The sequence below is a fragment of the Paeniroseomonas aquatica genome (genome assembly GCF_030409335.1).
Lineage (GTDB): Bacteria > Pseudomonadota > Alphaproteobacteria > Acetobacterales > Acetobacteraceae > Belnapia > Belnapia aquatica.
Map to the genome: position 1 here is coordinate 34,146 of NZ_JAUFPN010000059.1, position 26,336 is coordinate 60,481.

Below are 26,336 nucleotides of genomic sequence, written 5' to 3' on the forward strand. Positions count from 1 at the left end.
GAAACGGATGATCGAGAGACGCGGGATGCTGGCGGGGACGGCCGCGCTGGCCCTGGCGGCGGCCGGGCCGGGCAGGGCCCAGGGGCCGGGCGGCTGGCCCGAGCGTCCGGTGCGCCTCGTCATCGGCTATCCCGCCGGCGGCCCGACCGATTTCGCCGCCCGGCTGCTGCAGCCGCATCTCCAGGCGCTCTGGGGCCAGCCGCTGGTGATCGAGAACCGCGCCGGCGCCAATGGCATCATCGGCTCCGAGGCCGTCGCCCGCGCCGCGCCCGACGGCTACACGCTGCTGCTCGGCAACAGCCCGAATACCATCAACCCGGCGATCCAGCCGCAGATGCCCTTCGACAGCCTGGCCGATCTCGCGCCGGTGGTGCTGATCTATGTCTCGCCCACGGTGCTCTTCACCGGGCCGGAGACGAAGCTGCACACGCTGGCCGATGTCGTCGCCGCGGCCAAGGCGCAGCCGGGGATGGCCTATGCGGTCTCCGGCATGGGCTCGCCCGGGCATTTCGCCGGCGAGGTCTTCAGGCTTGCCGCCGGCATCGACATCACCCCGGTCGCCTATCGCGGCGCGCCGCCGGCGCTGGCCGATGTCGTCGGCGGCCGCGTCGCCATCACCTTCAGCACGCTGTCGGGCGCCATCGCCCTGCTGCGCGACGGCAAGCTGCGGCCGATCGCGGTCTCCGGGCCCGACCGGATCGAGAGCCTGCCGGGGGTGCCGACCTTCGTCGAGGCCGGCTTCGACGTGGCGGATACCAATGGCTGGTACGGCATCATCGCCCCCGCCGGGACCCCGGCGCCGATCCAGCAGAAGATCGCCGACGACATCGCCGGGCTGCTGGCCCGGCCTGAGATCCGCCAGCGCTTCCTCGACAGCGCCGCCATTCCGCTGGCCGAGGGCCCGGCCGCCTTCACCGCCCGCTACCGCGCCGAGATCGGCCGCTGGACCGCCATCGCCCGCGCCGCCGACATCAAGGCCGAATGAGAAACCATCAGGGAGGTCCAGGATGATGCTGACCCGCCGCTCGCTCGCCGCCGCCGCCCTGCTGCCGGTGGCAGCGCATGCCCAGGGTGCCTGGCCGGACCGCCCGGTGCGCCTGCTGGTCGGCTTCCCCGCCGGCGGCCCGACCGATTTCGCCGCCCGCATCCTGCAGGACCCGCTGCAGCAGCTCTGGGGCCAGCCGCTGGTGATCGAGAACCGCCCCGGCGCCAGCCAGATGATCGCCGCCGAGGCGGTGGTGAAATCACCCCCCGACGGCTACACGCTGATGCTCTGCACCAGCAACCTGACCACCAACCCGGCGGTCTTCTCGCGGCTGCCCTACGATACCATCCGCGACTTCACCCCGATCGTGGTCATCTACTCCTCGCCGACCGTGCTGTTCACCGGGCCGGACCAGCCCTACCGGACGGTGCGCGACGTGGTGGAGGCGGCGAAGCGCCGGCCGGGCATGGCCGCGGCCTCCTCCGGCGTCGCCACCTCGGGCCACTTCGCCACCGAGATGTTCATGCGCGCGGCCGGCGTGGAACTCACCCACGTGCCCTATCGCGGCGCCATGCCGGCTGTGCAGGACGTCATCGGCGGCCGGGTGCCGATCACCTTCTCGACGCTCTCCGGCGTCATCGCCCTGGCCCGCGACGGCAAGCTGCGGCCGCTCGCCATCGCCGCGCCGCGGCGGTCCAAGGTCTTCCCCGAGGTGCCGACCATGGCGGAGGCCGGCTTCCCGATCCGCGACACCTCGCCCTGGTACAGCTTCGTCGCCCCCGCCGGGCTGCCCACCCCGCTTCTCGACCGCATCGTCGCCGACGTGCAGGGCCTGCTGCAACGCCCCGACGTCATCGCCCGGATCGAGGAGAGCGGCGGCGTGGTGGAAGGCGAGGGGCCGGCGGCATTCCGCGCCCGCATCCCGCGCGAGATCGCCATCAACACCGAAGTGGCCCGCGCGGCCAATATCCACATCGAATAGGACCCGCCTCATGCGCATGCAGGCCGCCATCATGTACCAGCAGGGGCTGCCGCGCCCCTATGCCAGCAGCAACGCCCTGGTCATCGAGGAGGTGAACCTCGAGGGCCCCGGGCCCGGCGAGGTGCTGATCGAGGTCGCCGCCGCCGGGCTCTGCCATTCCGACCTCTCCGCCATCGAGGGCATCCGGCCGCGGCCGTTGCCCGTGGTCATCGGCCACGAGGGGGCGGGGATCGTGCGCGAGGTCGGCCAGGGGGTGACGGACCTGAAGCGGGACGACCACGTCATCACCGTCTTCGTCGCCTCCTGCGGGGTCTGCCGCAACTGCGTGCGGGGCCGGCCGAACATCTGCAACGTCGGCAATGCGGCGCGCGCGGCGGGGACGCTGCTCTCGGGGGCCAAGCGGATCAGCCGGCTGGACGGCACGCCTATCAACCACGGCAGCGGGCTGTCGCTGTTCGCGCAATACGCCGTGGTCGGCCGCCGCTCGGCGGTAAAGATCGACCCGGCCGTGCCGCTCGACGATGCCGCCATCTTCGGCTGCGCGGTCATGACCGGTGCCGGGGCGGTGCTGAACACCGCGGGGATGCGGGCGGGCGATACCATCGCCGTGCTGGGCCTCGGCGGGGTCGGCATGAATGCGCTGTTCGCGGCCGTCGCCGGCGGGGCGGAGCGGATCATCGCGATCGACACCAGCCCGGAGAAGCTCGGCCTCGCCCGGCAATGGGGCGCGACGGATACCTTCCTCGCCACCGACAAGGATGTGGTCGAGCAGATCAAGGCGGCCACCGATGGCGGGGTCGATACCGTCATCGAAACCGCGGGCAACATCCGCGCGATGGAGCTCGCCTATGCCGTCACCGCCCGCGGCGGCAGCGTGGTCAGCGCCGGGCTGCCGGCCCAGGGCGCCAATTTCAGCTACATGCATGCCGGGCTGGTGGGCGACGAGAAATCCATCCTCGGCAGCTACATGGGCAGCTGCGTGCCGGAGCGCGACATCCCGCGCTTCCTCGGCATGTACAAGCGCGGCAAGCTGCCGGTGGAGCGGCTGAAGTCGGGCAGCCTGCCGCTGTCCGAGATCAACGCCGGCTTCGACCGGCTGGCGGATGGCAACGTGCTGCGCCAGGTGCTGCGGCCGAACGGCTAGGCCGGGCAGCAGACCGATGGTCTCCAAAGGCCCTCCGGCCTTTGGTGGGGTAGCCTGAAGGGGCAAGGCCCCTTCAGGCTACCTACACCGACAAGTACTGCTCCCGCACCGCCTCCGCCCCCATCAACTCCGGGATCGTCCCGCTCCAGCGGATCCGCCCCTTCTCGATGATGGTCGCCCGGTCGCTCACCGCCTGGGCGAAATGCAGGTTCTGCTCCGAGAGCAATATCGCCAGCCCCTCCGCCTTCAGCCGGCCGATCGCCCTCGCCATCCGCTCGATGATCACCGGCGCCAGCCCCTCGCTCGGCTCATCGAGCAAGACAAGCCTGGGATTGCCCATCAGCGTCCGGGCGATGGTCAGCATCTGCTGCTCGCCGCCGCTCATCCGCCCGCCCGGCCGGTCCCGCATGGCGCCGAGGCTCGGGAACAGCTCGAACAACCGCTCCGGCGTCCAGGCCCGCTGCCCCGGCCCGGCAGGCCGCCGCCCGACCTCCAGATTCTCCATCACGGTGAGACCCGTGAAGATCCGCCTTTCCTCCGGCACGTAGCCGAGGCCGAGGCGGGCGATCTCGAACGGCTCCCACCCGGCGATCTCGGCGCCCGCGAAGCACACCTGCCCCCCGCTCGGCGGCACGAGGCCCATGATGGCCTTCATCGTGGTCGACTTGCCCGCGCCATTGCGCCCAAGCAGCACGACGACCTCGCCCGCCGCCACCTCCAGCGCCACGCCGTCGAGGATATGCGCCCGCCCGTAATGCGCCGAGAGGCCGGTGACCTGCAGCATCTAATGCGCCCCCGTCACCGCGCCGGAGCCGAGATAGACCTCCCGCACCCGCGGGTCCGCCCGCACGGCGGCCGGCGCCCCCTCGGCGATCAGCGCGCCGCGGTCGAGCACCAGGATGCGGTCGGCATGGGCGAAGACCACGTCCATGTCGTGTTCGGTGAAGAGCACCGCGATGCCGCTCTCCCGCGCGATGGCGGCGGTCAGCGCCATCAGCGCCACCCGCTCCTGCGGCGCCATGCCCGCGGTCGGCTCGTCCATCAGCAGCAGCTTCGGCGCATTCGCCAGGGCGATCGCCAGCTCCACCCGCTTCAGGTCGCCATAGGCGAGGATGCCGCAGGGCCGTGCCGCCTGCTCGGCCATGCCGAGGCGCTCCAGCAGCGCCCGGGCCGGCGCCGCGTCCATCCGCGCCACCGGCCGCCACAACCCGCCGAGCCGCCGCTGGTGCGACAGCAGCGCCATCTGCACGTTCTCAAGCACGGTCATGGAGCCGAAGGTCGCGGTGATCTGGAAGGTCCGCCCGACGCCGAGCCGCCACACCGCCCGCGGCGCCAGCCCGGTGATGGGCCGGCCCAGCAGCTTCACCACCCCCGCATCCGGCCGCAGCTGGCCGTTCAGCATGTTGAAGCAGGTGGATTTCCCGGCGCCGTTGGGGCCGATCAGCGCCAGCATCTCGCCCGGCTGCACCGTGAAGGAGACACCCTGCACGGCGCGCACGCCGCCGAAGCTCTTGGCCAGCCCCTCGACCTCAAGCGTCGCCACGCGATGCCTCCCAGCGGGCCCGGGCCGCCCCCGCCAGCCCCTGCGGGAAGAACAGCACCAGCGCGACGATGACGCAGCCCAGCACCAGCCGCCAGAGATCGGTCAGCCGCACCAGCTGTTCCTGCAGCCCGGTGAAGGCCAGCGCCCCGACGATCGGCCCGCTGAGCGTCTGCACCCCGCCCAGCAGCACCATCAGCAGCGCATCGACGCTGCGGGGGATGCCCATATAGGTCGGGAAGACGCTGCCCTTGCCATAGGCAAACAGCCCGCCGGCGACGCCCGCCGCCGCGGCGGCGAGGCCGAAGCCCAGCCAGCGGATGCGGAAGGCATCGATGCCGATCGCCTCGGCCCGCAGGCTGCTGTCCCGCTGCGCCCGCAGGGCGTAGCCGAAGGGCGCATGGATGACCCGCCGCAGCAGCAGCGTGGCGCCTAGGCAGAGCCCCAGCGCCAGGTAGTAGTAGACCAGCTTCGGCGCCGCCCAGGCATCCGGCCAGACGCCGAGGATGCCGTTGTCGCCCCCCGTCACCTCCACCCATTGGAAGGCGACCGACCAGGCGATCTGCGCGAAGGCGAGCGTCAGCATCGCCGAGTAGACGCCGGAAAGCCGCACGCAGAAGAAGCCGAAGACCAGGCCGAAGATGCCGGCCATGACAGGGGCGATCGCCAGCCCCGCCAGCATCGGCGCGCCGAGCCATTGCGCCGCCAGCGCCGCCCCATAGGCGCCGAGGCCGAAATAGGCCGCATGCCCGAAGCTCGCCATGCCGCCCGGTCCCATGATGAGGTGCAGGCTGGCGGCAAACAGCACGAAGATCGCCATCTCCGTCAGCACGCTGATCCCGTAGTCGCCGAGGAAGGGCGGCACCGCCACCGCCAGCAGCGCCGCCGCCAGCGCCGCCCACCTCAGCGCCGCCGGCGCCGGCCCGACCAAGGGTTCCGCACTGCCCTGGCCGCCGCGCGCCGCCGCCTCCGGCTTGCCGAGCAGCCCATGCGGCCGCACCACCAGCACGATCGCCATCACCAGGAAGACCAGCACCAGTGTGATCTTCGGCACGATCAGGATGCCGAAGGCATGCAGCTCCCCGATCAGCAGCGCCGCCAGCGCCGCGCCCGAGAGGCTGCCGAGCCCGCCCACCACCACGACCACGAAGGCCTCGGTGATGATCGAGAGGTCCATGTGCAGGTTCACGCTCTCCCGCGGCAGCTGCAGCGCGCCGCCGAGCCCGGCGAGCAGGCTGCCGAGGAAGAAGACCGAGGTGAACAGCATCCGCTGGTTGACGCCGAGCGCCCCCACCATCTCCCTATCCTGCGTCGCCGCCCGCACCAGCGTGCCCCAGCGCGTGCGGTGGAAGAGCAGCCACAGCAGCCCGAGCACCACCGGCCCGACCCCGATTAGGAACAGCTCGTACAGCGGAAAGCGCAGGCCGAGGATCTCGGTGCTGCCGCGCAGCCCCGGCGCCCGCGGACCCAGCAGGTCCTGCGCGCCCCAGGTCAGCAGCGCGAGGTCCTGCACGATCAGCACCACGCCGAAGGTCGCCAGCAGCTGGAAGAGCTCCGGCGCCCGATAGATGCGCCGCAGCAGCAGCACCTCCACCACCAGCCCGATCAGCCCGACCAGCACCGCCGCCCCCAGCACCCCGCCCCAGAAGCCGAGATGCCCGCGCGGCAGGCTGGTCACCAGGGTCCAGGCGAGATAGGCGCCCAGCATGTAGAGCGAGCCATGGGCGAAATTGACCACGCGGCTGACCCCGAAGATGACGGTCAGCCCGGAGGCCACGAGGAAGAGCGAGGAGGCGCTCGCCAGGCCGCTGAGGGCCTGGAGGACCAGGTTCTCCAAGGTCGCGTGTTACGCCTGGGGCCGCAGCGTCCGCACCACCTCATCCGCGGGCAGGTAGTCCTTCCCATCGGCATAGCGCCAATCGGCCATCGCGCCCTTGCCGTTCTTCAGCACGGTGCGGCCGACGAAGGCCCCCATGGTGGATTGGTGGTCGATGGCGCGGAATTCCACCGGCCCGAGCACCGACTGGAATTGCAGCCCCGCCATGGCATCGACCAGCGGCTCGGTCTCCAGCGCGGGCGCCTTCTTCAGCAGCGCCGCGATCGCCATGACCGTGTCGTAGCCGACCACGCTGCCGAGCCGGGGGTAGTCGTTCCAACGCTTCCGGTAGGCATCGCGGAAGGGGGTATGCGCCGGCGTGTCGATCTGGTCCCAGGGATAGCCGGTGACGATCCAGTCCTCCGGCGCCTCGTCGCCCAGCGGGTCGAGGTATTCCGGCTCGCCGGTCAGCAGGGAGACGACGCGGCGGCGCTCGAACAGCCCGCGGGTGCTGCCCTGGCGGACGAAATTGGTGAGGTCGGCGCCGAAGGTGACGTTGAAGATCGCCTCGGGGTTGGCCGCCGCCAGCGCCTGCACCGTGGCCCCTGCATCGATCCGGCCGAGGGCGGGGAATTGCTCCGCGACGAAGCTGACGTCAGGCCGGGCCTTGGTCAGCAACTCCTTGAACCAGCGCACGGCGGACTGGCCGTATTCGTAGTTCGGCGCGACCGTCGCCCAGCGCTTGGCCGGCAGCTTGGCGGCTTCCTCGACCAGCATGGCGGATTGCATGTAGGTGCTGGCCCGCAGCCGGAATGTGTAGCGGTTGCCGCGCGCCCAGACGAGCGCATCGGTCAGCGGTTCGCTGGCGACGAAGAGCTTCTTGTTCTGGTTGGCGAAGTCGCCGAGCGCCAGCCCGACGTTGGACAGGAACCCACCCGCCAGCAGGCTCACCTTCTCCGCATTCACCAGCTCCCCGGCGAGGCGCACCGCATCCTCGGGCCGGCCGGCGTCGTCGCGGAAGACCGTCTCGATCGGCCGGCCGTTGATGCCGCCGGCGGCGTTCACCTGTTCCTGCGCCAGGGTCCAGGCGTTGCGATAGGGCTGCAGGAAGGCCGGCTGGGCGGTGTAGCTGTTGATCTCGCCGATGCGGATGGGCCCGGCCGCCTGGGCGTTGCCAATGCGCGGTGCCGCCAATGCCATGCCAGCGCCTGCCAGAATATGGCGGCGCCCGATCGCCCGTTCCGTCATGCAAGCCCCCGGTATCGCTGCAGCTGCGAAGGCCGCATGGAAGCCCACCAGCCGTTATTGTGCAAACGGAATTTGCTAATCCCGGGCGAGGCCGCGGCCTCGCCCAGGCGTTGCCTCAGGCCGCGACCAGCCCGCCGGTATCGGCCAGGAAGCGGACGTAGTGGTCGGCATCGCCGAACATCGCGTCGTTCACCGTCAGCCGCTTGAAGTAATGGCCGCAGGCATACTCGATGGTCATGGCGATGCCGCCATGCAGCTGGATGGACTGCTGGCCGACGAAGCGCTGCGAGCGGCCGATCTGCACCTTCACCGCGGCCATCGCCTTGCGCCGCTCGGCCGGGTTGCGCTCCTCGGCCGAGATCGCGGCGTAGTAGGACATCGACCGCGCCTGCTCCAGCGCCACCAGCATATCCGCCGCGCGGTGCTGCAGCGCCTGGAAGGAGGCGATGGGCCGGCCGAACTGCTGGCGCGTCTTCATGTAGTCGATGGTCATGTCATGGGCGACCTGCATGGCGCCCACCGCCTCGCCGGCGAGCGCCGCAATGGTCTCGTCCACCACCTGGTCGACCAGCGGCAGCCCGTCCTCGGGGTTGCCCAGCACCGCGGTCGCCCGCGCGCCGGAGAACTCGACCTCCGCCGCCCGCTGGCCGTCCACGGTGCGGTAGCCGCGGCGCTGCACGCCCGGCCCCTTGGCATCCACCAGGAAGACGCCGACGCCCTTCCGGTCCCGCGCCCCGCCGGCGGTGCGGGCGGTGACGATCAGCGTATCGGCGGAATCACCATGCACCACGTAGCCCTTGCGGCCGGTGATGACCCAGCCGTCGCCGTCCTTCTTCGCCGTGGTCTGCACGTCGAACAAATCGTAGCGGGACTGCCGCTCGGCCTGGGCGAAGGCCAGCAGCAGCTCGCCGGCCGCGACCTGCGGCACCAGCTTGCTGCGCAGCGCGGCGGAAGCGCCGTTGCGGAGGAAGCCGCCGCCGATCACCACCGTGCTCAGCCAGGGCTCGAGGGTGATGGCGCGGCCGAGCTGCTCCGCGACCAGCAAGGTCTCCACCGGGCCGCCACCGAAGCCGCCCTCATCCTCGGCGAAGGGCAACCCCAGCAAACCGAGCTCGGCATATTGCGCCCAGATCTCCCGGCTCCAGCCGTCGGGGGTCTTCATGTAGGCCTTGCGCTGCTCGAAGCCGTACTTGTCGCCGAGCAGGCGCGCCACGCTGTCCTGGAGGAGGCGCTGCTCTTCCGTCAGGTCGAAGTCCATGTGTCTCAGAGCCCCAGGAATGCTTTGGCCATGATGTTCCGCTGGATCTCGTTCGACCCACCGTAGATGCTCTGCTTGCGCCAATTGAAGTAGACGCCGGCGAGGCCGAAGGCCCAGTCGGGCGCCACGTCCACGTCGTTGCTGCCCTCTTCCTCGTCCGGGTCGCCATCGACCCAGGCATAGGGCCCGGCCGCCTTCATCAGCAGCTCGGAGCACATCTGCTGGATCTCGGTGCCCTTGATCTTCAGCACCGAAGTGGCGGGGTCCGGCTTCTTGTCCTTCCGCTTGGTCTCGGTGGCGATGACGCGCATGACGGTCATCTCCAGCGCCTTCAGCTCGACCTCGATCTCCGTCACCTTGCGGCGGAAGTCGGGGTCGTTCATCAGCGGCTCGCCGCCGTCCATGCTCTCCTGCGCGATCAGCTTCAGGCGGCGGATGCGCTCGCGGCTCGCACCCACGCGCGCCTGGCCGAAGCGCTCGTTGCCGAGCAGGAATTTGGCGCAATCCCAGCCGCGGTTCTCCTGGCCGACCAGGTTCTCGAGCGGCACCTTCACGTCGTCGAAGAAGACCTCGTTGACCTCATGCCCGCCCTCGATGGTGATGATCGGGCGGACGGTGATCCCCGGCGTTTTCATGTCGCAGAGCAGGAAGGAGATGCCCTCCTGCTTCTTCGCCGCGGGGTCGGTGCGGACCAGCAGGAAGATCCAATCGGCGTGCTGCGCCAGGGTGGTCCAGGTCTTCTGGCCATTCACCACCCAGTGGTCGCCCTCCTTCACCGCGCGGGTCTTGAGGCCCGCGAGGTCGGAGCCGGCGCCCGGCTCGGAGAAGCCCTGGCACCACCAATCGTCGAGGTTCAGCATCCGCGGCAGGAACTTCTTCTTCTGCTCCTCGGTGCCGAACTCGATGATGACCGGGCCGCACATGTTGATGTTGAAGCCGAGCGGGGAGGGGGCCGGGGCCTGCTGCAGCTCCTCGCGGAAGATGTAGCGCTGGGCCAGCGTCCAGCCGGGGCCGCCGGCCTCCTTCGGCCATTCCGGCGCAGCCCAGCCGCGGCTGTTCAGCTTCTGCTGCCACTCGACCACCTGGGCCTTGGTGGGGCTGCGGCCGGCGACCATGCGGGCCCGAGTCTCGGCGGGAAGTTCCTTGGCGATGAAGTCGCGGACTTCCTGGCGGAAGGCGATCTCGGCGTCGGTGAAGCGGAGGTCCATGGGGGGCTCCTTCTGGGAGAAGAAAGCACGGGAGGAAGTATCCTCCCGCACCCTCCTCTATTTTTATTAGTTAACTTATAGAAATAGATGAGGGGCTTGGGGAGAATACCTTCTCCCCAACCTTCACTTGCCTTTGGCGAAGCTCCCGCCCTCGGCAGCGAGCTTCTCGATCAACGCACAAGGCTCCATGTTCCGGTCGCCCGTCGCCTCGGCATAATGCGCCAGCTTGTCGCGCACCGCCTTCAGCCCCATCCGGTCCGCCCAGAACATCGGGCCACCGCGGAAGGCCGGCCAGCCGAAGCCGTTGCAGAAGATCACGTCGATATCGATCGCCCGCGCGGCGACGCCTTCCTCGAGGATGCGCGCCCCCTCGTTCACCATCGGCAGCAGGAGGCGTTCGAGGATTTCCTGGTCGTCGATCGTGCGGCGCCGCACCTGCATCTTCTCGGCGACGTCGAGGATGATGGCCTCGACCTCCGGCGCCGGGATGCGCTTGCGGTTCTCGTCGTAGTTGTACCAGCCCTTGCCGGTCTTCTGCCCGAAGCGCCCCTGCGCGCAGACCGCATCGGCGATCGGCGCCACGGTGCCGCGCGCCTTGCGCACCGCCATGCCGATATCGAGCCCGGCGAGGTCGCCCGTCGCCAGCGGCCCCATCGCCATGCCGTAGGCTTCCATCACCCGGTCGATGTCGGCCGGCAGGCAGCCCTCCAGCAGCAGCTTCTCCACCTGCGGGCCGCGCTTGCCGGTCATCCGGTTGCCGACGAAGCCGTCGCAATTGCCGACCAGCACCGGCAGCTTGCCGATCCGCTTGCCGATCTCGGTCGCGGTGGCGATGGCAGGATAGCCGGTCTTGGTCCCCCGCACGTTCTCCAGCAGCCGCATGACATTGGCCGGGCTGAAGAAATGCATCCCGATGACGAGCTCGGGCCGCGCGGTGGCCGAGGCGATCTCGTCGATGTCGAGCGTCGAGGTATTGGAGGCCAGCACCACGCCGGGACGGGCCGCCTTGTCCAGCCGGGCGAAGACTTCCTTCTTCACCGCCATGTTCTCGAACACCGCCTCGATGACGAGGTCGGCCTGACCGACGGTGCCCTCGAAATCGGTGCTGCCGGTGAGCAGCGACTTGCGCTTGTCGACCTCGGCCTGGGACATGCGGCCGGAGGTGACGCTGCGCTGCCAGTTCTGCGCGCAGCGCTCGAGGCCCTTCTGCAGCGCCTCCTCCGAGGTCTCGACGATGGTCACGGGCAGGCCGAAATTCGCCGCCGACATGGCGATGCCGCCGCCCATGGTGCCGCCGCCGATGACCACCAGCTTGTTCACCGTCAGCGGCTTGGTATCGGCCGGCAGGTCGGTGACGCGCTGCGCCTCGCGCTCGCCGAAGAAGATGTGCCGCAGCGCCTGGCTCTGCTCGCCGGCGACCAGCCGCTGGAACTGGTCGCGCTCGACCTTCATGCCCTCCTCGAAGGGCAGGGTGAAGGCGGCCCGCACCGCCTCGACGCAGCCCTTGGGGCTTTCCTGGCCGCGCGCGCGCGCCAGCAGCGGCTTCACCGCGGCATCGAAGGCGGTCGCGTCGTAGCCGCCGATCTTGTCCTGGCGGTTGCGCGCCAGGGTGAAGGACTTGCCGGCATTGGCCCGCGCCCAGTCGACCGCGGCCTTCTCGAGGTCGCCGGTCACCACCGCGTCGACGAAGCCCATCTTCACCGCCTGCTCGGCGGTCACCGGCTCGCCGCCGACGATGATCTTCAGCGCCTCGAGCCCGATCATCCGCGGCAGCCGCTGGGTGCCGCCGGCGCCGGGCACGAAGCCGCGCTTCACCTCGGGCAGGCCGACCTGGGCGCCGGGGGCGGCGACGCGGGCATGGCAGGCGAGCGCCAGCTCCAGCCCGCCGCCGAGCGCATTGCCATGGATCGCGGCCACGACCGGCACCGGCGAGGCCTCGATCGCATCGAAGACATCGGTGAGGGACGGCGCGACCCGCGGCTTGCCGAATTCGGTCATCTCGGCGCCGGCGCTGAAATTGCGCCCCGAGCCGATGATGACCACGGCCTTGGCCCCGGCGGCCGCCTTGAGCCCGGCCATCAGCCCGGCCCGCACCTCGGTCCGCAGCGTGTTGACTGGCGCATTGGCGATGCGGACGACATGCACATCCCCGTCCCGGGCATGCTCGACGAATTGGGGGCCTTGGGCCATTGGACGGTCCTCGTTTGCTTCATGGTGCGATCGGCGGCGCATCCTGTTGCCGGCCCCGACCGCTGTCAACACGACTAGATAGCTTGCTATCGGCCGATCGCGCCGCCCTGCAGCAGGCCGGTGTAGAGCAGCGCGACCACCCCCATCACCAGATAGGGGCTGGCGCCGCGCCACAAGGCCAGGGTGCAGACCAGAAGCGTCGCGACCTCCAGCCAGCCGGCGCCATCGGCGCGGATCAGGGTATAGACCCCGGCGAAGATCAACCCGACCGCGATCGGCGCCAGCCCGCGCTCGATCACCCGCCGCAGCGGGCTGTCGCCGCGCCGCCGCCACCAATGCCCGACCAGCAGCAGCAGGCAGGAGGAGGGGACATAGAGCCCGAGCGCCGCCGCCAGCGCGCCCCAGAACCCCGCCGCCTCCCAGCCGATCAGCGCCGCGATCAGCGACCCCGGCCCCGGCGCCGCGCGGGAGATGGCGAAGAGGTCGACGAACTGCGCCGCGGTCAGCCAGCCATGCACCTCGACGCCCTGGCGCTGCATCTCGGCGAAGACCGAGGGCCCGCCGCCGAGCGAGACCAGCGACAGCGGCGCGAAGACCGCCAGCAGCGCTAGGATGCGGTCAGGCACGCCGCGTCTCCCGCCACCAGGCGAGGCCGATGCTGGCCGGCGCCGCCACCAGCACCACCGGGATCATCGGCAGCCGCAGCAGCCCTATCGCGGCGAAGGTCCCGGCCGCCACCGCCCAGGGGCCGAGTCCCCGCAGGTGCCGCGCCGTCCGCAGCCCGGTATAGGCCGAGTTGGCCAGCCCCGCCGCGGCGACGCCCCCCAGCACCACCCCCATGCCGGCGAAGCCCACCCCCCAGCCATAGAGCAGGGCCAGCCCGAGGATGAAGAGGAAGGGCGGCCCCAGCATGCCGAGGAAGGCCGCGGCCGCTCCGGGTACGCCCCGCAGCTGCTGCCCGATATAGAGCGCCAGGTTCACGCTGTTCGCCCCCGGCAGCACCTGGCCCAGGGCGACGCCGGCGAGGAAGCCCTCCTCGCTCAGCCAGCGTCGCTTCTCGACGACCTCCCGGTGCATCCACCCCGCCAGCCCGCCGCCGAAGCTGGCCATGCCGAGGCTGGTGAAGACCCGCAGGATCTCGCCCAGCCCCGCCTGCGGTGCGGCCGGGGGGAGGGGTGTCTCGGGCATCGAATCCCCTGGGTTAGGCAAGGCACCGATGCTCCGGCAATCCGCCCGGCGTGTCGAGGCCATGGCCTTGCTTCCGCCACCCCATCGCCATGCCGCCACCGCATCGCCGTTGCCTGATGCGACCTTCCCCGCCCCCGCGCGTTACGGCGGCGGATCGGAGACAACTCGGCATGACCTCGAAGTTCTGGCTGGCCGCCGTGGCCGTCCTTCCGCTGGGCGGCTGCGTGGTGGTGGAGCCGCAGCCGTACTATGCCGCGCCGGCTTCCAGTACCGCGACGGGTGCCATCGGCGGCGCGGCGGCGGGCGGCCTGCTCGGTGCGGTCATCGGCCGCGGGCCGGGCGCGGTGATCGGCGGCGCCGCGGCGGGGGCCCTGGTGGGCGGCGTGCTCGGCAATTCCGCCGATCAGCGCAATGCGGCGGCGGCGCAGGGCTACTACGCCCAGCCGCAATACCAGCCGTCCCAGTACCCGCCGCAATACCAGCAGCCGGACTACCAGCCGCAGTACCAGCAGCCCTACGAGCAGCCGCAGTCCTACGAACCCTACCCCGACAGGCCCTATGCGGAGCCGCAGCCGCGCTGGTAGCCACCCTTGGCGGATGCGGCCCGGCGCCGCATCATCCCCGGCAAAACCGGGGGAACGCCAATGCTGCACCGTCGCCACCTGCTGGCCGCCGCCGCGGTCCCGAGCCTCGCCCGTCCCGCCCTGGCGCAGCCGGCGGAATGGCCCTCCCGCCCGATCCGCCTGCTGGTACCCTATCCCCCCGGCGGGCCGAACGACATCATCGCCCGGCTCTATGCCCAGCCGATGTCGGCCATGCTGAAGCAGCCGGTGGTGATCGAGAACCGCAGCGGCGCCGGCGGCACCATCGGCGTCGATGCCGCGGCCAAGGCGGCGCCCGACGGCCATACCCTGGTCGTCACCAGCAGCGGCCCGCTGGTCATCCTGCCGCATGTCAGCGCCAACATGCCCTACCGGGTGCCGCAGGACTTCACCCCGCTCAGCATCCTGACGCTGGTGCCGGAAGCCCTGGTGGCGACGCCCTCGCTCGGGGTGAAGGACATGGCCGGGCTGCTGGAGTATGGCCGCCGCAACCCGGGCAAGCTGAATATCGGCACCGCCGGCTCGGCCGGCATCTCCCACCTGGCGGCCGAGCTGTTCCGCAGCCAGACCGGGCTCGACGTGACGGTGGTGCCCTATCGCGGCGCGGCGCCGGCGGTGGTCGACCTGCTCGGCGGCTCGATCCAGCTGCTCTTCGCCGACCTGCCCGTCATCATGCCGCATATCCGCAGCGGGGCGCTGGTGGCCGTCGCCCTGGCCAGCAGGCGCCGCCACCCGGCGACGCCCGACCTGCCCATAACCGCCGAGCTCGGCTACCCCGAATTGCTGGCCGACAATTGGTACAGCATCCTCGGCCCCGCCGGGCTGCCGGCGCCGATCCGCGACCGGCTCTCGGCCGTGCTGAAGGCCGCCAGCGAGACGCCCGAGGTCCGCGACAGCCTGGCGGGGCAGGGCGCCGCCGCCAACTGGACCAGCCCGGCCGAGTTCGCCGAGACCATCGCCCGCGAATCCGCCGTCTGGAAGCGCATCGCCGAGGCGGCGAACATCCGCACCGACTGAGCCGGCCCTACCCCCGGCGGCGATGCAGCAGCAGCATCGCCCCGCCCGCCAGCAGCCCCCAGAAGGCGCCGCTGACCCCGGCCACCGACAGGCCCGAGGCGGTGACCACGAAGGTGATCACCGCCGCCTCCCGCTGCGCCGGCACCGCCAGCGCCCCGTGCAGCGCGCCGGAGAAGGCGCCGAGCAGCGCCAGCCCGGCGACCGCCTGGATCAGCACCGGCGGCGCCGCGCCGACGAAGGCGACCGCCGCCCCGGCCAGCAGCCCGAAGCCGACATACACGAGCCCGGCCACCACCGCCGCCCACCAGCGCCGCGCCGGGTCCGGCTGCGCCTCGGGGCTGGCGCAGAGCGCGGCGGTGATGGCCGCGAGGTTCACCGCATGGCCGCCGAGCGGGGCGCCGAGCAGGCTGAACAGGCCGGTGACGGTGAACAGCGGCCCCGGCGCCGGCCGGTAGCCGTTCACCGCCAGCACCGCCATGCCCGGGATGTTCTGCGAGGCCATGGTGACGATGAACAGCGGCAGCGCCAGGCCGACCGCGGCCGGCCAGGTGAAGGCCGGCGTCACCCAGACGGGCACCGGGCCCGCCGCCGCCAGGATGCCCTCGGGCAGCGCGACGGTCGCGGCGATCAGCCCGCCCGCCACCAGCACCGCCGCCGGCACCGCCAGCAGCCGGTTCACCCGCCCGACCAGCGCCCAGGCCAGCACGATGGCGAGCCCCATCGCCGGCGCCTCCGCCACCGCCCGCATCGGCGCGAGACAGAGGCCGAGCAGCACCCCGGCCAGCATGGCATTGGCCAGCGGCGCCGGGATGGCGGCGACCGCCCGGCCCAGCGGCCGCCACAGCCCCGCCGCCACCAGCAGCGTGGCGGACATCAGGAAGGCGCCGACCGCGACCGGGAAGCCGCCCTCCGGCATGGCCGAGGCCGCCAGCAGCGCCGCCCCCGGCGTCGACCAGGCGACGCTGATCGGCATCCGCCGCCAGGCGCTGAGGATGATGCCGCAGAGCCCCATCGCGATCGACAGCGCCATCAGGCCGGAGGCTGCCTGCGCCGCATCCGCCCCCATGGCGCGCAGCCCCTGCAGCACCACGGCGAAGGAGGAGGCGAAGCCGACGAAGCCCGCCAGCAGCCCGGCCGCCAGCGCCGGCCAGGAGAGGCCGGAGCGCAGCCCGCTCAAGCCAGGGCCACCGGGTCCAGTTCCATGCCCAGGCCCGGCCCATCGGGCACCGCGACGAAGCCCTGGCGCGGGATCAGCCCGGGGTAGGGCGGCGTCGCCAGGTCGGCGAAATAGACCTCGAGCGGCTCCTCCACCGGCGCCGCGGCCAGCAGGTGCAGGCTGGCCAGCAGCCCGGGGCCGAAATAGGGGCAATGCGGCACCACCGCGACGCCGTGCCGCTTCGCCAGCGCCTGCACCGCCAGGACGCCGCTGATGCCGATCTTGGTCACGCTCGGCTGCACCACGTCGACCGCGCCGGCCGCCATCATGGCGCCGAGGCTCGCCGGCTCGCCCAGGCACTCGCCGGCGGCGATGCCGACGCCGCCCGCCGCCCGCACCGCGGCGATGGCGGCGAAATCCTCCGGCGGCCAGACCGGCTCCTCGACCCAGCGGACGTTCATGCCGGCGACGGCGCGGCAGAATTCCACGGCCTGCTCCGCCGTGTCCCAGGCGCAGTTGATGTCGAGCATCAGCGGGATCTCGGCCGGCGCCGCCTCCCGCGCCGCGCGGATGCAGGCGAGGTCGACCTCGTGCAGCTTGATCCGGCCATAGCCGCGCGCCACCGCGGTGGCGACGGCGCGGCCGACCAGCTCCGGATCGCCGTAGCGCAGCAGGCTGGCATAGGCCGGCACCCGGTCCCGGTTCCCCCGGCCGATCAGCGCATGCAGCGGCGCCCCCGCCGCCTGGGCCGCGATGTCCCAGAGCGCGATGTCGAGGCCGGCCAGCGCGAAGCTCATCGGCCCGTTGCGGCCGAAATTGTGGAAGCGCCGCTGCAGCCGCAGCATCAGCCCGGCGATGTCCGCCGGGTCCTCGCCGAGGCAGGCCGGGGCCAGCAGCCCGACCAGCGCCTCCTGCGTGGTGCCGACGAGGGAGAAGCCGAAGCCCTCGCCCCAGCCGGTGAGGCCGGCATCGGTCTCGACCCGGACCAGCAGCGTGTCCATGGCCCGGAGGTGCAGGTTGCCGCCCCGCCCGGCCGGATTGCCGTAGCTGAAGGGCGTGCTGAGTATCCGGCCGGTGACGGCGGTGATGCGCATGGATGGTATCCCCTGGACCCGGCCGCGGATCCCGCGGCCCCGGCCGCGGGATCCGCGGCCCGGCGCGACCCTAGAGCAAACTCCGATCTGATGGACGCATCAGACCGGAGATATTCGCTCGCCAGAACAACAAGCTAGAGCGGGCTCCGTGAGCCAGTGCGAACGGAAACCGCTCTAGCCGCCCTACCGCCAGTCGCCCAGGCTGCCGCCCACCAGGCGCACCGCGTCGCCGACCACCAGCGCCGCGCCCTGGATCAGCCCGGCCGCGAGCAGCGCCTCGGCCCGCGCCTCGCCGGCATCGAGTGCCTCGGCCGCCACCGCCGCCGGCAGCGGCCCGACCGCGACGGTCACCTCCCGGTCGCCGAGGTCGCTGTCGGGGTCCAGCAGCTGCGCCGGCATCCGGCGGATGCTCGGATGCGCGGCATCCACCGCATTGGCGATCACCGTCGCCGCGGCATCGGCCCGGGCGGCGCCGGCGGCCAGCACCGTCACCGCATCGGCGATGCCGCAGGAGAAGCTTCGCCCCGGCCAGCCGCTGGTGGCGATGCCCTGCACCCCGTCGCCGGCCCTGAGCCGGATCAGCGCCTCCGGCATGGCCACCGCCAGCCGCTGCACCACGCCGACCCGCAGCGTGGCGCCCGGCGCCAGGTACACCGCGATGTCGCCGCCGTTGTTCACATGCGCCGCGGTCAGCCCGCGCAGGCCGGCGACGGCGGCCAGCACCTCCTCGGCGACCGCCCCGGCGACCGCCGCCATCGGGGTGATGAAGCCGGCGCGGAAGGGCCAGACCGCATCCGCCATGCGCCGCGCCACCGCGCCGCGCAGCGCCGGCCGGTCGACGCCGAGCGGCTGGCGCAGCAGCGGCAGCTCGGCCACCAGCCCGGCCAGCAGCCCGTCGAAGCGCGCGCTCGCCCGCCGGGCCGCCTCGGCGATCCCGGCCCGGGTGCCTTCCAGCCCGATCACCAGGTCGATCGGCCCTTCCTGCAGGTGCAGCCGGCCGTCCGGCAGCAAGGCTAGGGCAGCGGCCATGGGTTCCCCGCGATCCAGCCCTCGCGCCGGGCGCCGCCGCCATGCTCGGCCAGCAGCGCCTCCAGCGGCACCGCATGATCCACATGCCCGCCCAGCCGGGCATAGAGCTCCGCGCCCAGGGTGAACTCGATCGGCGCCACCAGCGCCGGCGTCGGCACATGGCCGAAGGCGCCATCCGGTATCCGCAGCACATCCGCCATGATGGTGATCCCACCCCCCGGCCAGAGCATGCACGGCGCGCCGCCGATCGTCACCCGCACCAGCGAGGCCTGCACCTCGCGGGTCAGCAACACGGGATTCTCGGTCACACCCGCCCGCAACGATCCGCCCGCGCCGGCCATGAAGAGGATGGAGGTGAGCGCCGGCTCGCAATTCTCGCCGATCCGCTCGACCGTCCGGGCCACGGCTTCCGGCGCCGGAACCGGCACCGGCCGCAACGATTCATCCAGCACGCAGTAGAGCGAGTCCTCGCCCGTGGTGCTGGTCAGCAGCAGCCGCAGCCCCGGCCAGGCGATCTTCGGATCGATCCGCTCGATCACCGCCAGCGGGTCGGTGATATCGGTGCCGCCCCAGCCCTTGCCGGGCTGCGCCACCTGGAAGTACCGCCCCGGGGTCGAGCGCCGGCCGCGCACGCGGATGCCGCTCGGCGGCACGTCGAGGCACCTGCCCGCCTGGTGCTCGCTGAGCACCCCGGTGATGTGGTCGTCGACCACGATCACCTCGTCCACATGGCCGTGCCACTGCCGGGCGAAGATGCCGATGGCGGCCGAGCCGCAGCCGACCCGCATCCGCCGCTCCGGCGTGCCGTCGACGATGGGCGCCGTGCCCGCCTGCAGCACCAGCCTCGGCCCGCCGTCGATCGAGACCTCCACCGCCTGCTTGTTGCAGAGCGCCAGCATGGCCGCGCAGGTGACGTTGCCCTCCCGCTTCGAGCCGCCCGTCAGGTGCCGCACCCCGCCGAGGCTCAGCATCTGGCTGCCGTATTCGGCCGTGGTGACATGGCCGATCTGCTCGCCATCGACCCGCACCGCGGCGGTCTCGGCGCCGAGGTGCCGGTCGGTGTCGATCTTTACCTTCAGGCCGCAGTAGCTGAAGATCCCCTCGGTCACGACGGTGACGGTATCGACGCCGGCATGGCGCGAGCCGACGATGAAGGGCGCCGGCTTGTAGTCCGGGTAGGTCGTGCCAGCGCCGATGGCGGTGACGAAGGTCGCCTTGTCCCTTTGGGGCGCCAAGCCCCCGGCCCAATCCTCGGAGCCTTCGAGGAAGGGAACCGTCTCCCCGCCCGCATCGACGGTCCGCTCCATCAGCACCAGCGGATCGGTCCGGACCAGCGCGCCATCCCGGTTGGCATAGCGGCTGCACGCGCCCGCGCGCCCCGGGCGGATGCGGCACAGCACCGGGCAGGCATCGCAGCGCACGATGCCCTCGTTGCCCTCGCGGGCGCCGAAGATCGCGGTCCGGTCGCTCATGTGCGGAGTGCCTCCAGCACGCGGTGGGGCAGGGCAGGGACGCGGGTGATCTCCGCCCCGGTCGCATCCCGGATGGCGGAGAAGATCGCCGGCGCCGTCGGCACCAGCGCCGGCTCGCCGATCCCCTTGGCGCCATAGGGGCCGAGCGGCTCCGGATCCTCGATGAGGATATTCTCGATCACCGGCACGTCGCCGATGGTCGGGATGAGGTAGTCGTGCAGGTTCTCGGTCCGGCCGGGGAGGTATTCCTCCAGCAGCGCCAGCCCGATGCCCTGGGCGATGCCGCCCTCGATCTGCCCCTCGACCAGCATCGGGTTGATCGCCCGTCCCACGTCATGCGCCGCGACGATGCGGTCCAGCCGCACCGTCCCCAGCTCGGTATCCACCGCCAGCGCCGCGAGCTGCGCGGCGAAGCCATAGGTCGCATAGGGCGAACCCTGGCCATCCGCGTCCATCGGCACCGTCGGCGGATCGAAGCGCCCGATCCCCTCCAGCGGCGCCTCGAGCGCAATCGCCCGCCCATCCACCAGCAACCGCCCAGCTTCCAAGGCGAGCCGCGCCTCCGGCCCGGCATTGGCGCGCAGCAGGATCGCATCCCGGAGCGCCAGCCCGGCCTCCAGCGCCGCCCGGCCGCTGACGAAGGTCTGGCGGGAGGCGCTGGTCTTGCCGGCATCCGCGGTCAGGTCGGTATCCCCGAGCACCAGGGCGAAATCCGCCACCGGCAGCCCCACCGCATCGGCCACGACCTGCAGCAGCACCGAGGTGCTGCCCTGGCCGATATCCACCGCACCGTTGTGGAAGACCAGCCGCCCTTCCGGGGCCAAGGTCACCCGCATGGTCGAGGGATTGGACATGCCGGTATTGCCGATGCCGTACCACATGCAGGCAACGCCCACGCCATGCCGCAGCAGCCCGCCGCGCGCATTGGCCCGCGCGGCTTCCGCCCGCAATTCCCGCCAGCGCGGCCGCAGCGCCTCCAGGCACTCCACCAGCCCGACCGAATGGGCGATGACCTGGCCCGTCGCCGTCGCATCGCCCCGGCGGAGCGCGTTGAGCACCCGGAATTCCAGCCGGTCCAGCCCCGCCGCATCGGCCAGCTTGTCCCACAGCGCCTCCTGCGCGATGGCCGCCTGCGGCACGCCGAAGCCGCGGAAGGCACCGGAGGGCGGGTTGTTGGTCAGCACCGCCCGCGCCCGGCTCCGCGCATGGGGCATGCGGTAGGGCCCGGTCGAATGCGCCGGCACCCGCCCGGCGACGGTCGGCCCCCAGCTGGCATAGGCGCCGGTGTCGTAGACGCCCTCGAACTCGAAGCCGACCAGCCGCCCCGCGGCATCGCAGCCGGCGCGCGCGGTGATGCGTGCGGGATGCCGCTTGGTGCTGCTCGCCATGCTCTCGCCGCGGGTCCAGACCGCCCGCACCGGCCGCCGCAGCACCCAGGCGGCCACCGCGATCATCGGCTGCACCGCCACGTCGAGCTTGCCGCCGAAGCCGCCGCCGCAGGCGGTCGGCACGATCCGCACCGCGGACTGCGGAATGCCCAGCACCCCCGCCACCTCTTCCAGATCCATGTACGGTGCCTGGGTGGAGGCATGGACCTCGATCCGGTCGCCGACGCGCCGGGCCCAGCCCGCCTCGGGCTCGATATAGGCATGCTCGACGAAGCCGGTCTGCCACGCGCCCTCGGCGACATGCGCCGCCCCGGCCAGCGCCGCATCGACATCGCCGCAGGCCAGCCGCCCGGTGGTCAGCACATTGTCCGGCCAGCGGTCGTGCAGCGCCGGGGCGCCCGGGGCCAGCGCCGCCCCGGGATCCGCCAGGGCCGGCAGCACCTCCCAGACGATCGGCAGCTCCGCCACCGCGATGGCCTCCACCGCCGCCCGCTCCCCGACCAGGGCGCAGACCGTGTCGCCGCGGTAGCGCACCAGCCCCGCGGCAAACACCGCTTGGTCCTTGATATCCGGGTAGATGCCGAAACCGTTCCGCCCCGGCACGTCCGCTGCGGTGAGGACCCTCACCAGCCCGGGATGCCGCGCGTAGAGCGGCGCGCAATCGCCCAGGGTGAAGCGCGCATGCGCATGCGGGCTCCGCACCGGCCGCAGCCAGAGCGCATCCGCCGGCGCCGCATCCGCGCCATAGACCTCCGCGCCATCCACCTTGGGCTGGCCATCGGCGCGCGGCATCCGCGCCCCCACCGCCGCGCCCGCCGCCGGCAGCACCACCGCGGGCGCGTCCAGGAAGGAATGCGCTGCGCAGACCGCATCGATGATCTTGCGATAGCCGGTGCAGCGGCAGAGCACGCCACCCAGCGCCACCTCGACCGCCGCCACCGCCGGCCGCGGCTCCACGGCCAGCAACTCCATCGCCGCCAGCAGCATCCCCGGCGTGCAGAAGCCGCATTGCGCCGCGCCATGCGCGAGGAAGGCCCGCTGCAGCGCCGCGCCCAGCGACAGCGCCGCCAGCCCCTCCACCGTCAGCACCGCGCCGCCCTCGGCCTGGGCCAGCGGCACCAGGCAGGCACAGACCTGCTTGCCATCCAGCAGCACCGTGCAGGCGCCGCAATCCCCGGCGTCGCAGCCGGACTTGGTCCCGACCAGCCCGAGCGCATCGCGCAGCACCAGGCTCAGCCGCGTCTCCGGCGCCGCGGCGACATCCCGCGCCGTGCCATTCACCAGCATCCTCATGCCGCCACCCGCAGCGGCGCCGCCAGCCGCGCCAGCAGCCGCCGCAGCAGCACCACCGCCGCCTCCTGCCGATAATCCGCGGTTGCCCGCACGTCGCCGATCGGCGCCAGCCCGGCCAGATGCGCCGGCTGCACCACCTGCGCCGCCTCGGCCGGCGCCACGCCCTCCAGCGCCGCCTCCAGCGCCGGCAGCCGCTGCGCCACCTCCGAACAGGCGCCGACGGCCAGCCGCGCCCGGGCGATCCGCCCGCCCGGCGCCTCGAGCACCGCCGCCACCATGACGATGGAGATCACGAGGTAGGCCCGCGCCCCCAGCTTCTCGAAGCCCGCGACCGCCTCCGCGCTCGCCTTCGGCACCAGCAGCGCGACCGCCAGCTCATCCGCCGCCAGCGCCGTCCGCCGGTTGCCCAGGATGAACGCGCCCAGCGACAGCCGCCGCACCCCGCGCACGCCGGCCAGCTCCACCGTCGCATCCAGCGCCAGCAGCGGCGGCACCCCGTCCGCGGCGGGGGAGGCGTTGCAGAGATTGCCCAGCAGGGTGCCGCGGTTCTGCACCTGCGCCCCGCCGACCTTGCCCGCCGCCGCACGCAGCCCGTCGAACCAAGCGGGCAGGGCGGCATCCCGCAACCCCGCCCAGGTCACCCCGGCGCCGATCCGGTGGTGGTCGCCGCGATCCTCGATGCTGGCGAGTCCGGCGATGGCCGAGAGGTCGAGCACCGCCCGCGCATCCGGCGCCCGCCCCCAGGCCGCCGCCCCCGCCCGCGCCGGATAGACATCCGTGCCCCCCGCCAGCAGCAGCGGCGGCGCGGGGGCCGCCGCCAGCAGCGCCAGGGCCTCCGCCAGCGTTCCGGGTCGGTGATAGGCGGTCATGCTGGCGCCCCGATCATGTGCACACTAACAAGTCTAGCGAGCGTCATGCCGGGGTCACAACCGAATTCACCCGAGCTTTCCGAGGATCGTCCCGAGTCGCGCCTGGTCCTCGCGCGACAGCGGCGCGAGCGTCGCCGCCGTCACCGCCCGGGCCTTGCCGACCCAGGCCGGCAGCGCCGCCAGCGCCGCCGGGGTGAGCGCCACCCGCAGCCGCCGGGCATCCGCCGCGTCCCGGTCGCGCACCACCAGCCCGCGCGCCATCAGCCGCGTCACCACGCCCTTGACCGTCGGCGGGTCCATCGCCAGCGCCCGGCCGAGCAGGTTCTGCGACAGCGGCCCGCGCCGCCAGAGCACGTGCAGCGCGGCGAATTGCATGGAGGTCGGCCCGTCCTCGCCCATGATGCCCTGGAACAGCGCCAGGTGCCGCTGGTAGGCGCGGCGCAGCAGGTGGCCGACCTGCTCCTCCAGCACGTAGTCTTCCGGCTCCTGGTCCATCGGCGCCTCCGCACCCCGCTTTCGTTTCTAGGCTTACGACCGACCGGCCGCTAGACTCCGGCGCGGACAGAGGGGACCGAGCGATGGCGATGGAGGCGATTTCCGGCCCGGCGAAGGGCCGCATCCTGGTGCGCAACATCGGCCTGCTGCTCTCGGGCGACCTGGCGGCACCGATCCTGGAGGCCGACGCCATCCTGATCGAGGATGGCCGCATCCTGGCCATCGGCCGCGGGGCCGAGCTGGCCGCCCGCGGCCCGGTCGATTCCACCATCGACGCGCATGGTGGCGCGGTCTCTCCCGGACTGGTCGACAGCCACGTCCATCCGGTGCTGGGCGACTGGACGCCGCGGCAGAACCAGATGGGCTGGGTCGAAAGCTGCCTCAATGGCGGCATCACCACCATGATCTCGGCCGGCGAGGTTCATTCCCCCGGCCGGCCGCGCGACATCATCGGGCTGAAGGCGCATGCGATCTTCGCCCAGCGCAGCTTCCACAACCTTCGCCCGGCCGGGGTGAAGGTGCTGGCCGGCGCCCCGGTGCTCGAGAAGGGCATGGTCGAGAGCGACTTCGCCGAACTCGCCGCCGCCGGCGTGACCCTGCTCGGCGAGGTCGGCCTCGGCACCGTCAAGGCCGGCTACGAGGCGCGGGAGATGGTCGCCTGGGCCCGCAAATACGGCATCCAGTCCACCATCCACACCGGCGGCCCCTCGGTCCCCGGCAGCGGCTACATCGACCGCGACACGGTGCTCGAGGCCGATGCCGACATCATCGGCCACATCAACGGCGGCCATACCTCGCTCTCCGAGGCGCATGTCTGCGAGCTCTGCGAACGCTCGACCCGCGCCATCGAGATCGTCCACAACGGCAACGAACGCGTCGCCATCGCCGCGGTGCAGGCGGCGCGCGACCTCGACGTGCTGCACCGGGTCATCCTCGGCACCGACAGCCCGGCCGGCTCCGGCGTCCAGCCGCTCGGCATCCTCCGCATGATCTCGCTGCTCTCCTCGATCGGCGGCATCCCGGCGGCCCAGGCCATCGCGCTGGCGACGGGCAATACCGCCCGCATCCGCAATCTCGACAGTGGCCTGATCGAGCCGGGCCGCGCCGCCGACCTGGTCTTCCTCGACCGTGCCCAGCACTCCGCCGGCCGGGGCCTGCTGCACAGCATCGAACTGGGCGACATCCCCGGCATCGGCGGGGTGATGATCGACGGCACGATGCGCTGCGGCCGCAGCCGCAACACCCCGCCCGCCGAGCGGGTGCCGGAAGTCCTCGGGCATTGAGTTTGCCCGGCTGGAACAGCGGCATCCGCAACGGGGTGCTGCTGGGCGCGCTGGCGCTGGCCGCCGTCGTCGCGCTGAATTACAGCGAGCTGCCCGGGCTCGGCGCCATCCTGGCCGACCTGCCGGCCGCCGTCGCCATCTCCGCCGCGGTCCATATCCCGCAGATCCTGCTGACCGCGGCCGCCTGGCGCGCCCTGCTGCCGCCCGACCGGCGTCCCGCCTTCGGCACCATGGCCATGCTCCGCTGGTTCCGCGAATCGGCCAATGCGCTGCTGCCGGCCGGCGCCCTAGTCGGCCAGGCCGCCGCCGCCCGGCTGCTCACCCGGCGCGGCGTCCCGGGGCGGCTGGCCGGCGCCACCGCGACGGTGGACCTGACGCTCGAGGCGGTCTCCCAGTTGTTCTTCACCCTGGCCGGCGTCGCGCTGCTGCTGGGCGTGGGGGATGGCCCGGGCCTGCTCGGCTTCGCCGCCGCCGGCTTCGGCATCGCGCTGGCCGGCGCCGCGGCCATGCTGGCCTTCCAGCGCAACCTGCCGCTGGCCCTGCTGGAGCGCGGCATGGTGCGGCTCTCGCGCCGCTGGCCGGCGATCGACCCGGCCTGGATCCACGGGCTGCAGCAATCCATCCTCGACCTCCACGCCGACTGGCCGCGGCTCGCCCTGGCGACGCTGTGGCATACCGGCTCCTGGCTGCTCGGCGCGGTCGAGATCGCCGGCGTGCTGGCCCTGCTCGGCCACCCCGTCTCGCTGGCCGATGCGCTGGTGATCGAGAGCCTCGCCCAGGCGCTGCGGAACGTCGGCTTCATGCTGCCGGGGGCGCTGGCCGTGCAGGAGGGCGCCATCATCGGCGCCGCCGCCCTGGTCGGGGTCCCGCCCGGCGCGGCGCTGGCCGTCGCCCTGGTCCGCCGCACCCGCGAGGTCTGCCTCAGCCTGCCCGGCCTTATCGCTTGGCAGCGGGCCGAAACCAGGGCTATGCGCTAGGGAAACCGCCGGGCCTCCCCACATGGGTCCCGAACCACCGCACTGGCCCCGTGGACTGCCGCGCCGCCCCGGATCGACCGGGTGGCGCTGCCGCCGGGCCGC

The 26,336-nt window shown here is 72.4% G+C and carries 23 protein-coding genes; 7 read left to right on the forward strand and 16 right to left on the reverse strand.

Annotated elements, in window-relative coordinates:
- The first annotated feature begins 7 nt into the window (after positions 1–7).
- Genes QWZ14_RS06505 through QWZ14_RS06515 form a run of 3 tightly spaced genes read left to right on the forward strand, consistent with a single transcriptional unit; the run spans position 8 to position 3,111 of the window.
- Complete coding sequence (locus QWZ14_RS06505; protein WP_290315817.1) at positions 8–985, forward strand: tripartite tricarboxylate transporter substrate binding protein; 978 nt, start codon at positions 8–10, stop codon at positions 983–985.
- Positions 986–1,007: 22 nt separating this feature from the next.
- Positions 1,008–1,967: a tripartite tricarboxylate transporter substrate binding protein gene (locus QWZ14_RS06510; protein ID WP_290315818.1), complete on the forward strand. Its 960-nt coding sequence runs from the start codon at positions 1,008–1,010 to the stop codon at positions 1,965–1,967.
- A gap of 10 nt (positions 1,968–1,977) precedes the next feature.
- Positions 1,978–3,111 (forward strand): zinc-dependent alcohol dehydrogenase family protein, encoded by a 1,134-nt coding sequence (locus tag QWZ14_RS06515; protein ID WP_290315819.1) that lies wholly within the window; start codon positions 1,978–1,980, stop codon positions 3,109–3,111.
- Positions 3,112–3,193: 82 nt separating this feature from the next.
- Here the strand turns inward: QWZ14_RS06515 and QWZ14_RS06520 are convergent, their stop codons facing one another.
- The 9 genes from QWZ14_RS06520 to QWZ14_RS06560 all read right to left on the reverse strand — a co-directional run bounded on the left by QWZ14_RS06520 (position 3,194) and on the right by QWZ14_RS06560 (position 13,559).
- On the reverse strand, positions 3,194–3,895 hold the full coding sequence (locus QWZ14_RS06520) for an ABC transporter ATP-binding protein (RefSeq protein WP_290315820.1): 702 nt from the start codon (positions 3,893–3,895) through the stop codon (positions 3,194–3,196).
- Positions 3,896–4,654, reverse strand: a complete 759-nt coding sequence (locus tag QWZ14_RS06525; protein WP_290315821.1) for an ABC transporter ATP-binding protein — start codon at positions 4,652–4,654, stop codon at positions 3,896–3,898. It lies immediately after the preceding gene.
- Entirely contained in the window at positions 4,641–6,488 is a 1,848-nt protein-coding gene (locus tag QWZ14_RS06530) for an ABC transporter permease (protein ID WP_290315822.1), read from the reverse strand. Before QWZ14_RS06530 ends, QWZ14_RS06525 begins: the two co-directional genes overlap by 14 nt.
- Positions 6,489–6,497: 9 nt before the next feature.
- Entirely contained in the window at positions 6,498–7,667 is a 1,170-nt protein-coding gene (locus QWZ14_RS06535; RefSeq protein ID WP_353959276.1) for an ABC transporter substrate-binding protein, read from the reverse strand.
- A 163-nt stretch (positions 7,668–7,830) separates the two neighbouring features.
- Positions 7,831–8,973, reverse strand: a complete 1,143-nt coding sequence (locus tag QWZ14_RS06540) for an acyl-CoA dehydrogenase family protein (RefSeq protein WP_290315824.1) — start codon at positions 8,971–8,973, stop codon at positions 7,831–7,833.
- A gap of 5 nt (positions 8,974–8,978) precedes the next feature.
- Positions 8,979–10,181 carry an acyl-CoA dehydrogenase family protein gene (locus QWZ14_RS06545; protein WP_290315825.1) on the reverse strand — a complete coding sequence of 401 codons (1,203 nt, stop codon included), beginning with the start codon at positions 10,179–10,181 and terminating at the stop codon, positions 8,979–8,981.
- A gap of 123 nt (positions 10,182–10,304) precedes the next feature.
- Positions 10,305–12,371: a 3-hydroxyacyl-CoA dehydrogenase NAD-binding domain-containing protein gene (locus tag QWZ14_RS06550; protein ID WP_290315826.1), complete on the reverse strand. Its 2,067-nt coding sequence runs from the start codon at positions 12,369–12,371 to the stop codon at positions 10,305–10,307.
- A gap of 86 nt (positions 12,372–12,457) precedes the next feature.
- Positions 12,458–12,997 carry a chromate transporter gene (locus QWZ14_RS06555; RefSeq protein ID WP_290315827.1) on the reverse strand — a complete coding sequence of 180 codons (540 nt, stop codon included), beginning with the start codon at positions 12,995–12,997 and terminating at the stop codon, positions 12,458–12,460.
- Entirely contained in the window at positions 12,990–13,559 is a 570-nt protein-coding gene (locus tag QWZ14_RS06560) for a chromate transporter (protein ID WP_290315829.1), read from the reverse strand. Before QWZ14_RS06560 ends, QWZ14_RS06555 begins: the two co-directional genes overlap by 8 nt.
- A 170-nt stretch (positions 13,560–13,729) precedes the next feature.
- On the opposite strand from QWZ14_RS06560, the gene QWZ14_RS06565 reads away from it, so the two are divergent.
- A complete protein-coding gene (locus QWZ14_RS06565) occupies positions 13,730–14,143 on the forward strand; it encodes a glycine zipper domain-containing protein (protein ID WP_290315830.1) in 414 nt (137 codons plus the stop codon).
- Positions 14,144–14,203: 60 nt separating this feature from the next.
- The gene (locus tag QWZ14_RS06570) at positions 14,204–15,178 is read left to right on the forward strand and encodes a Bug family tripartite tricarboxylate transporter substrate binding protein (RefSeq protein WP_290315831.1); all 975 of its coding nucleotides are present in this window, start codon (positions 14,204–14,206) and stop codon (positions 15,176–15,178) included.
- A gap of 7 nt (positions 15,179–15,185) precedes the next feature.
- Here the strand turns inward: QWZ14_RS06570 and QWZ14_RS06575 are convergent, their stop codons facing one another.
- The 7 genes from QWZ14_RS06575 to QWZ14_RS06605 form a co-directional block, all read right to left on the reverse strand.
- Positions 15,186–16,355, reverse strand: coding sequence for a benzoate/H(+) symporter BenE family transporter (locus QWZ14_RS06575; protein ID WP_353959277.1), 1,170 nt, complete (start codon positions 16,353–16,355; stop codon positions 15,186–15,188).
- A complete protein-coding gene (locus QWZ14_RS06580; protein ID WP_290315832.1) occupies positions 16,352–17,428 on the reverse strand; it encodes a mandelate racemase/muconate lactonizing enzyme family protein in 1,077 nt (358 codons plus the stop codon). The genes QWZ14_RS06575 and QWZ14_RS06580 overlap by 4 nt, the downstream gene beginning before the upstream one ends.
- A gap of 183 nt (positions 17,429–17,611) precedes the next feature.
- Positions 17,612–18,457, reverse strand: a complete 846-nt coding sequence (locus QWZ14_RS06585; protein ID WP_290315833.1) for a UPF0280 family protein — start codon at positions 18,455–18,457, stop codon at positions 17,612–17,614.
- Positions 18,442–19,929: a 6-hydroxynicotinate reductase gene (locus tag QWZ14_RS06590; RefSeq protein WP_290315834.1), complete on the reverse strand. Its 1,488-nt coding sequence runs from the start codon at positions 19,927–19,929 to the stop codon at positions 18,442–18,444. The genes QWZ14_RS06585 and QWZ14_RS06590 overlap by 16 nt, the downstream gene beginning before the upstream one ends.
- On the reverse strand, positions 19,926–22,610 hold the full coding sequence (locus QWZ14_RS06595; RefSeq protein WP_290315835.1) for a molybdopterin-dependent oxidoreductase: 2,685 nt from the start codon (positions 22,608–22,610) through the stop codon (positions 19,926–19,928). Before QWZ14_RS06595 ends, QWZ14_RS06590 begins: the two co-directional genes overlap by 4 nt.
- A complete protein-coding gene (locus QWZ14_RS06600) occupies positions 22,607–23,479 on the reverse strand; it encodes an FAD binding domain-containing protein (protein ID WP_290315836.1) in 873 nt (290 codons plus the stop codon). Before QWZ14_RS06600 ends, QWZ14_RS06595 begins: the two co-directional genes overlap by 4 nt.
- 66 nt (positions 23,480–23,545) lie before the next feature.
- Positions 23,546–23,974, reverse strand: a complete 429-nt coding sequence (locus tag QWZ14_RS06605) for a MarR family winged helix-turn-helix transcriptional regulator (RefSeq protein WP_290315837.1) — start codon at positions 23,972–23,974, stop codon at positions 23,546–23,548.
- Between the two features lie 83 nt (positions 23,975–24,057).
- Between QWZ14_RS06605 and QWZ14_RS06610 the strand changes: the two genes are divergently transcribed.
- Positions 24,058–25,257 carry an amidohydrolase family protein gene (locus QWZ14_RS06610; protein WP_290315838.1) on the forward strand — a complete coding sequence of 400 codons (1,200 nt, stop codon included), beginning with the start codon at positions 24,058–24,060 and terminating at the stop codon, positions 25,255–25,257.
- Positions 25,254–26,234, forward strand: a complete 981-nt coding sequence (locus QWZ14_RS06615) for a lysylphosphatidylglycerol synthase domain-containing protein (RefSeq protein ID WP_290315839.1) — start codon at positions 25,254–25,256, stop codon at positions 26,232–26,234. The genes QWZ14_RS06610 and QWZ14_RS06615 overlap by 4 nt, the downstream gene beginning before the upstream one ends.
- The last annotated feature ends 102 nt before the right edge of the window (positions 26,235–26,336 follow it).

Excerpts from the sequence above, each read along its gene's own strand:
- QWZ14_RS06505 (WP_290315817.1), top strand. The coding sequence starts at position 8 with ATGATCGAGAGACGCGGGATGCTGGCGGGGACGGCCGCGCTGGCCCTG.
- QWZ14_RS06510 (WP_290315818.1), top strand. The coding sequence starts at position 1,008 with ATGATGCTGACCCGCCGCTCGCTCGCCGCCGCCGCCCTGCTGCCGGTG.
- QWZ14_RS06515 (WP_290315819.1), top strand. The coding sequence starts at position 1,978 with ATGCGCATGCAGGCCGCCATCATGTACCAGCAGGGGCTGCCGCGCCCC.
- QWZ14_RS06520 (WP_290315820.1), bottom strand. The coding sequence starts at position 3,895 with ATGCTGCAGGTCACCGGCCTCTCGGCGCATTACGGGCGGGCGCATATC.
- QWZ14_RS06535 (WP_353959276.1), bottom strand. The coding sequence starts at position 7,667 with ATGGCATTGGCGGCACCGCGCATTGGCAACGCCCAGGCGGCCGGGCCC.
- QWZ14_RS06540 (WP_290315824.1), bottom strand. The coding sequence starts at position 8,973 with ATGGACTTCGACCTGACGGAAGAGCAGCGCCTCCTCCAGGACAGCGTG.
- QWZ14_RS06545 (WP_290315825.1), bottom strand. The coding sequence starts at position 10,181 with ATGGACCTCCGCTTCACCGACGCCGAGATCGCCTTCCGCCAGGAAGTC.
- QWZ14_RS06550 (WP_290315826.1), bottom strand. The coding sequence starts at position 12,371 with ATGGCCCAAGGCCCCCAATTCGTCGAGCATGCCCGGGACGGGGATGTG.
- QWZ14_RS06560 (WP_290315829.1), bottom strand. The coding sequence starts at position 13,559 with ATGCCCGAGACACCCCTCCCCCCGGCCGCACCGCAGGCGGGGCTGGGC.
- QWZ14_RS06565 (WP_290315830.1), top strand. The coding sequence starts at position 13,730 with ATGACCTCGAAGTTCTGGCTGGCCGCCGTGGCCGTCCTTCCGCTGGGC.
- QWZ14_RS06570 (WP_290315831.1), top strand. The coding sequence starts at position 14,204 with ATGCTGCACCGTCGCCACCTGCTGGCCGCCGCCGCGGTCCCGAGCCTC.
- QWZ14_RS06580 (WP_290315832.1), bottom strand. The coding sequence starts at position 17,428 with ATGCGCATCACCGCCGTCACCGGCCGGATACTCAGCACGCCCTTCAGC.
- QWZ14_RS06585 (WP_290315833.1), bottom strand. The coding sequence starts at position 18,457 with ATGGCCGCTGCCCTAGCCTTGCTGCCGGACGGCCGGCTGCACCTGCAG.
- QWZ14_RS06590 (WP_290315834.1), bottom strand. The coding sequence starts at position 19,929 with ATGAGCGACCGGACCGCGATCTTCGGCGCCCGCGAGGGCAACGAGGGC.
- QWZ14_RS06595 (WP_290315835.1), bottom strand. The coding sequence starts at position 22,610 with ATGAGGATGCTGGTGAATGGCACGGCGCGGGATGTCGCCGCGGCGCCG.
- QWZ14_RS06600 (WP_290315836.1), bottom strand. The coding sequence starts at position 23,479 with ATGACCGCCTATCACCGACCCGGAACGCTGGCGGAGGCCCTGGCGCTG.
- QWZ14_RS06605 (WP_290315837.1), bottom strand. The coding sequence starts at position 23,974 with ATGGACCAGGAGCCGGAAGACTACGTGCTGGAGGAGCAGGTCGGCCAC.
- QWZ14_RS06610 (WP_290315838.1), top strand. The coding sequence starts at position 24,058 with ATGGCGATGGAGGCGATTTCCGGCCCGGCGAAGGGCCGCATCCTGGTG.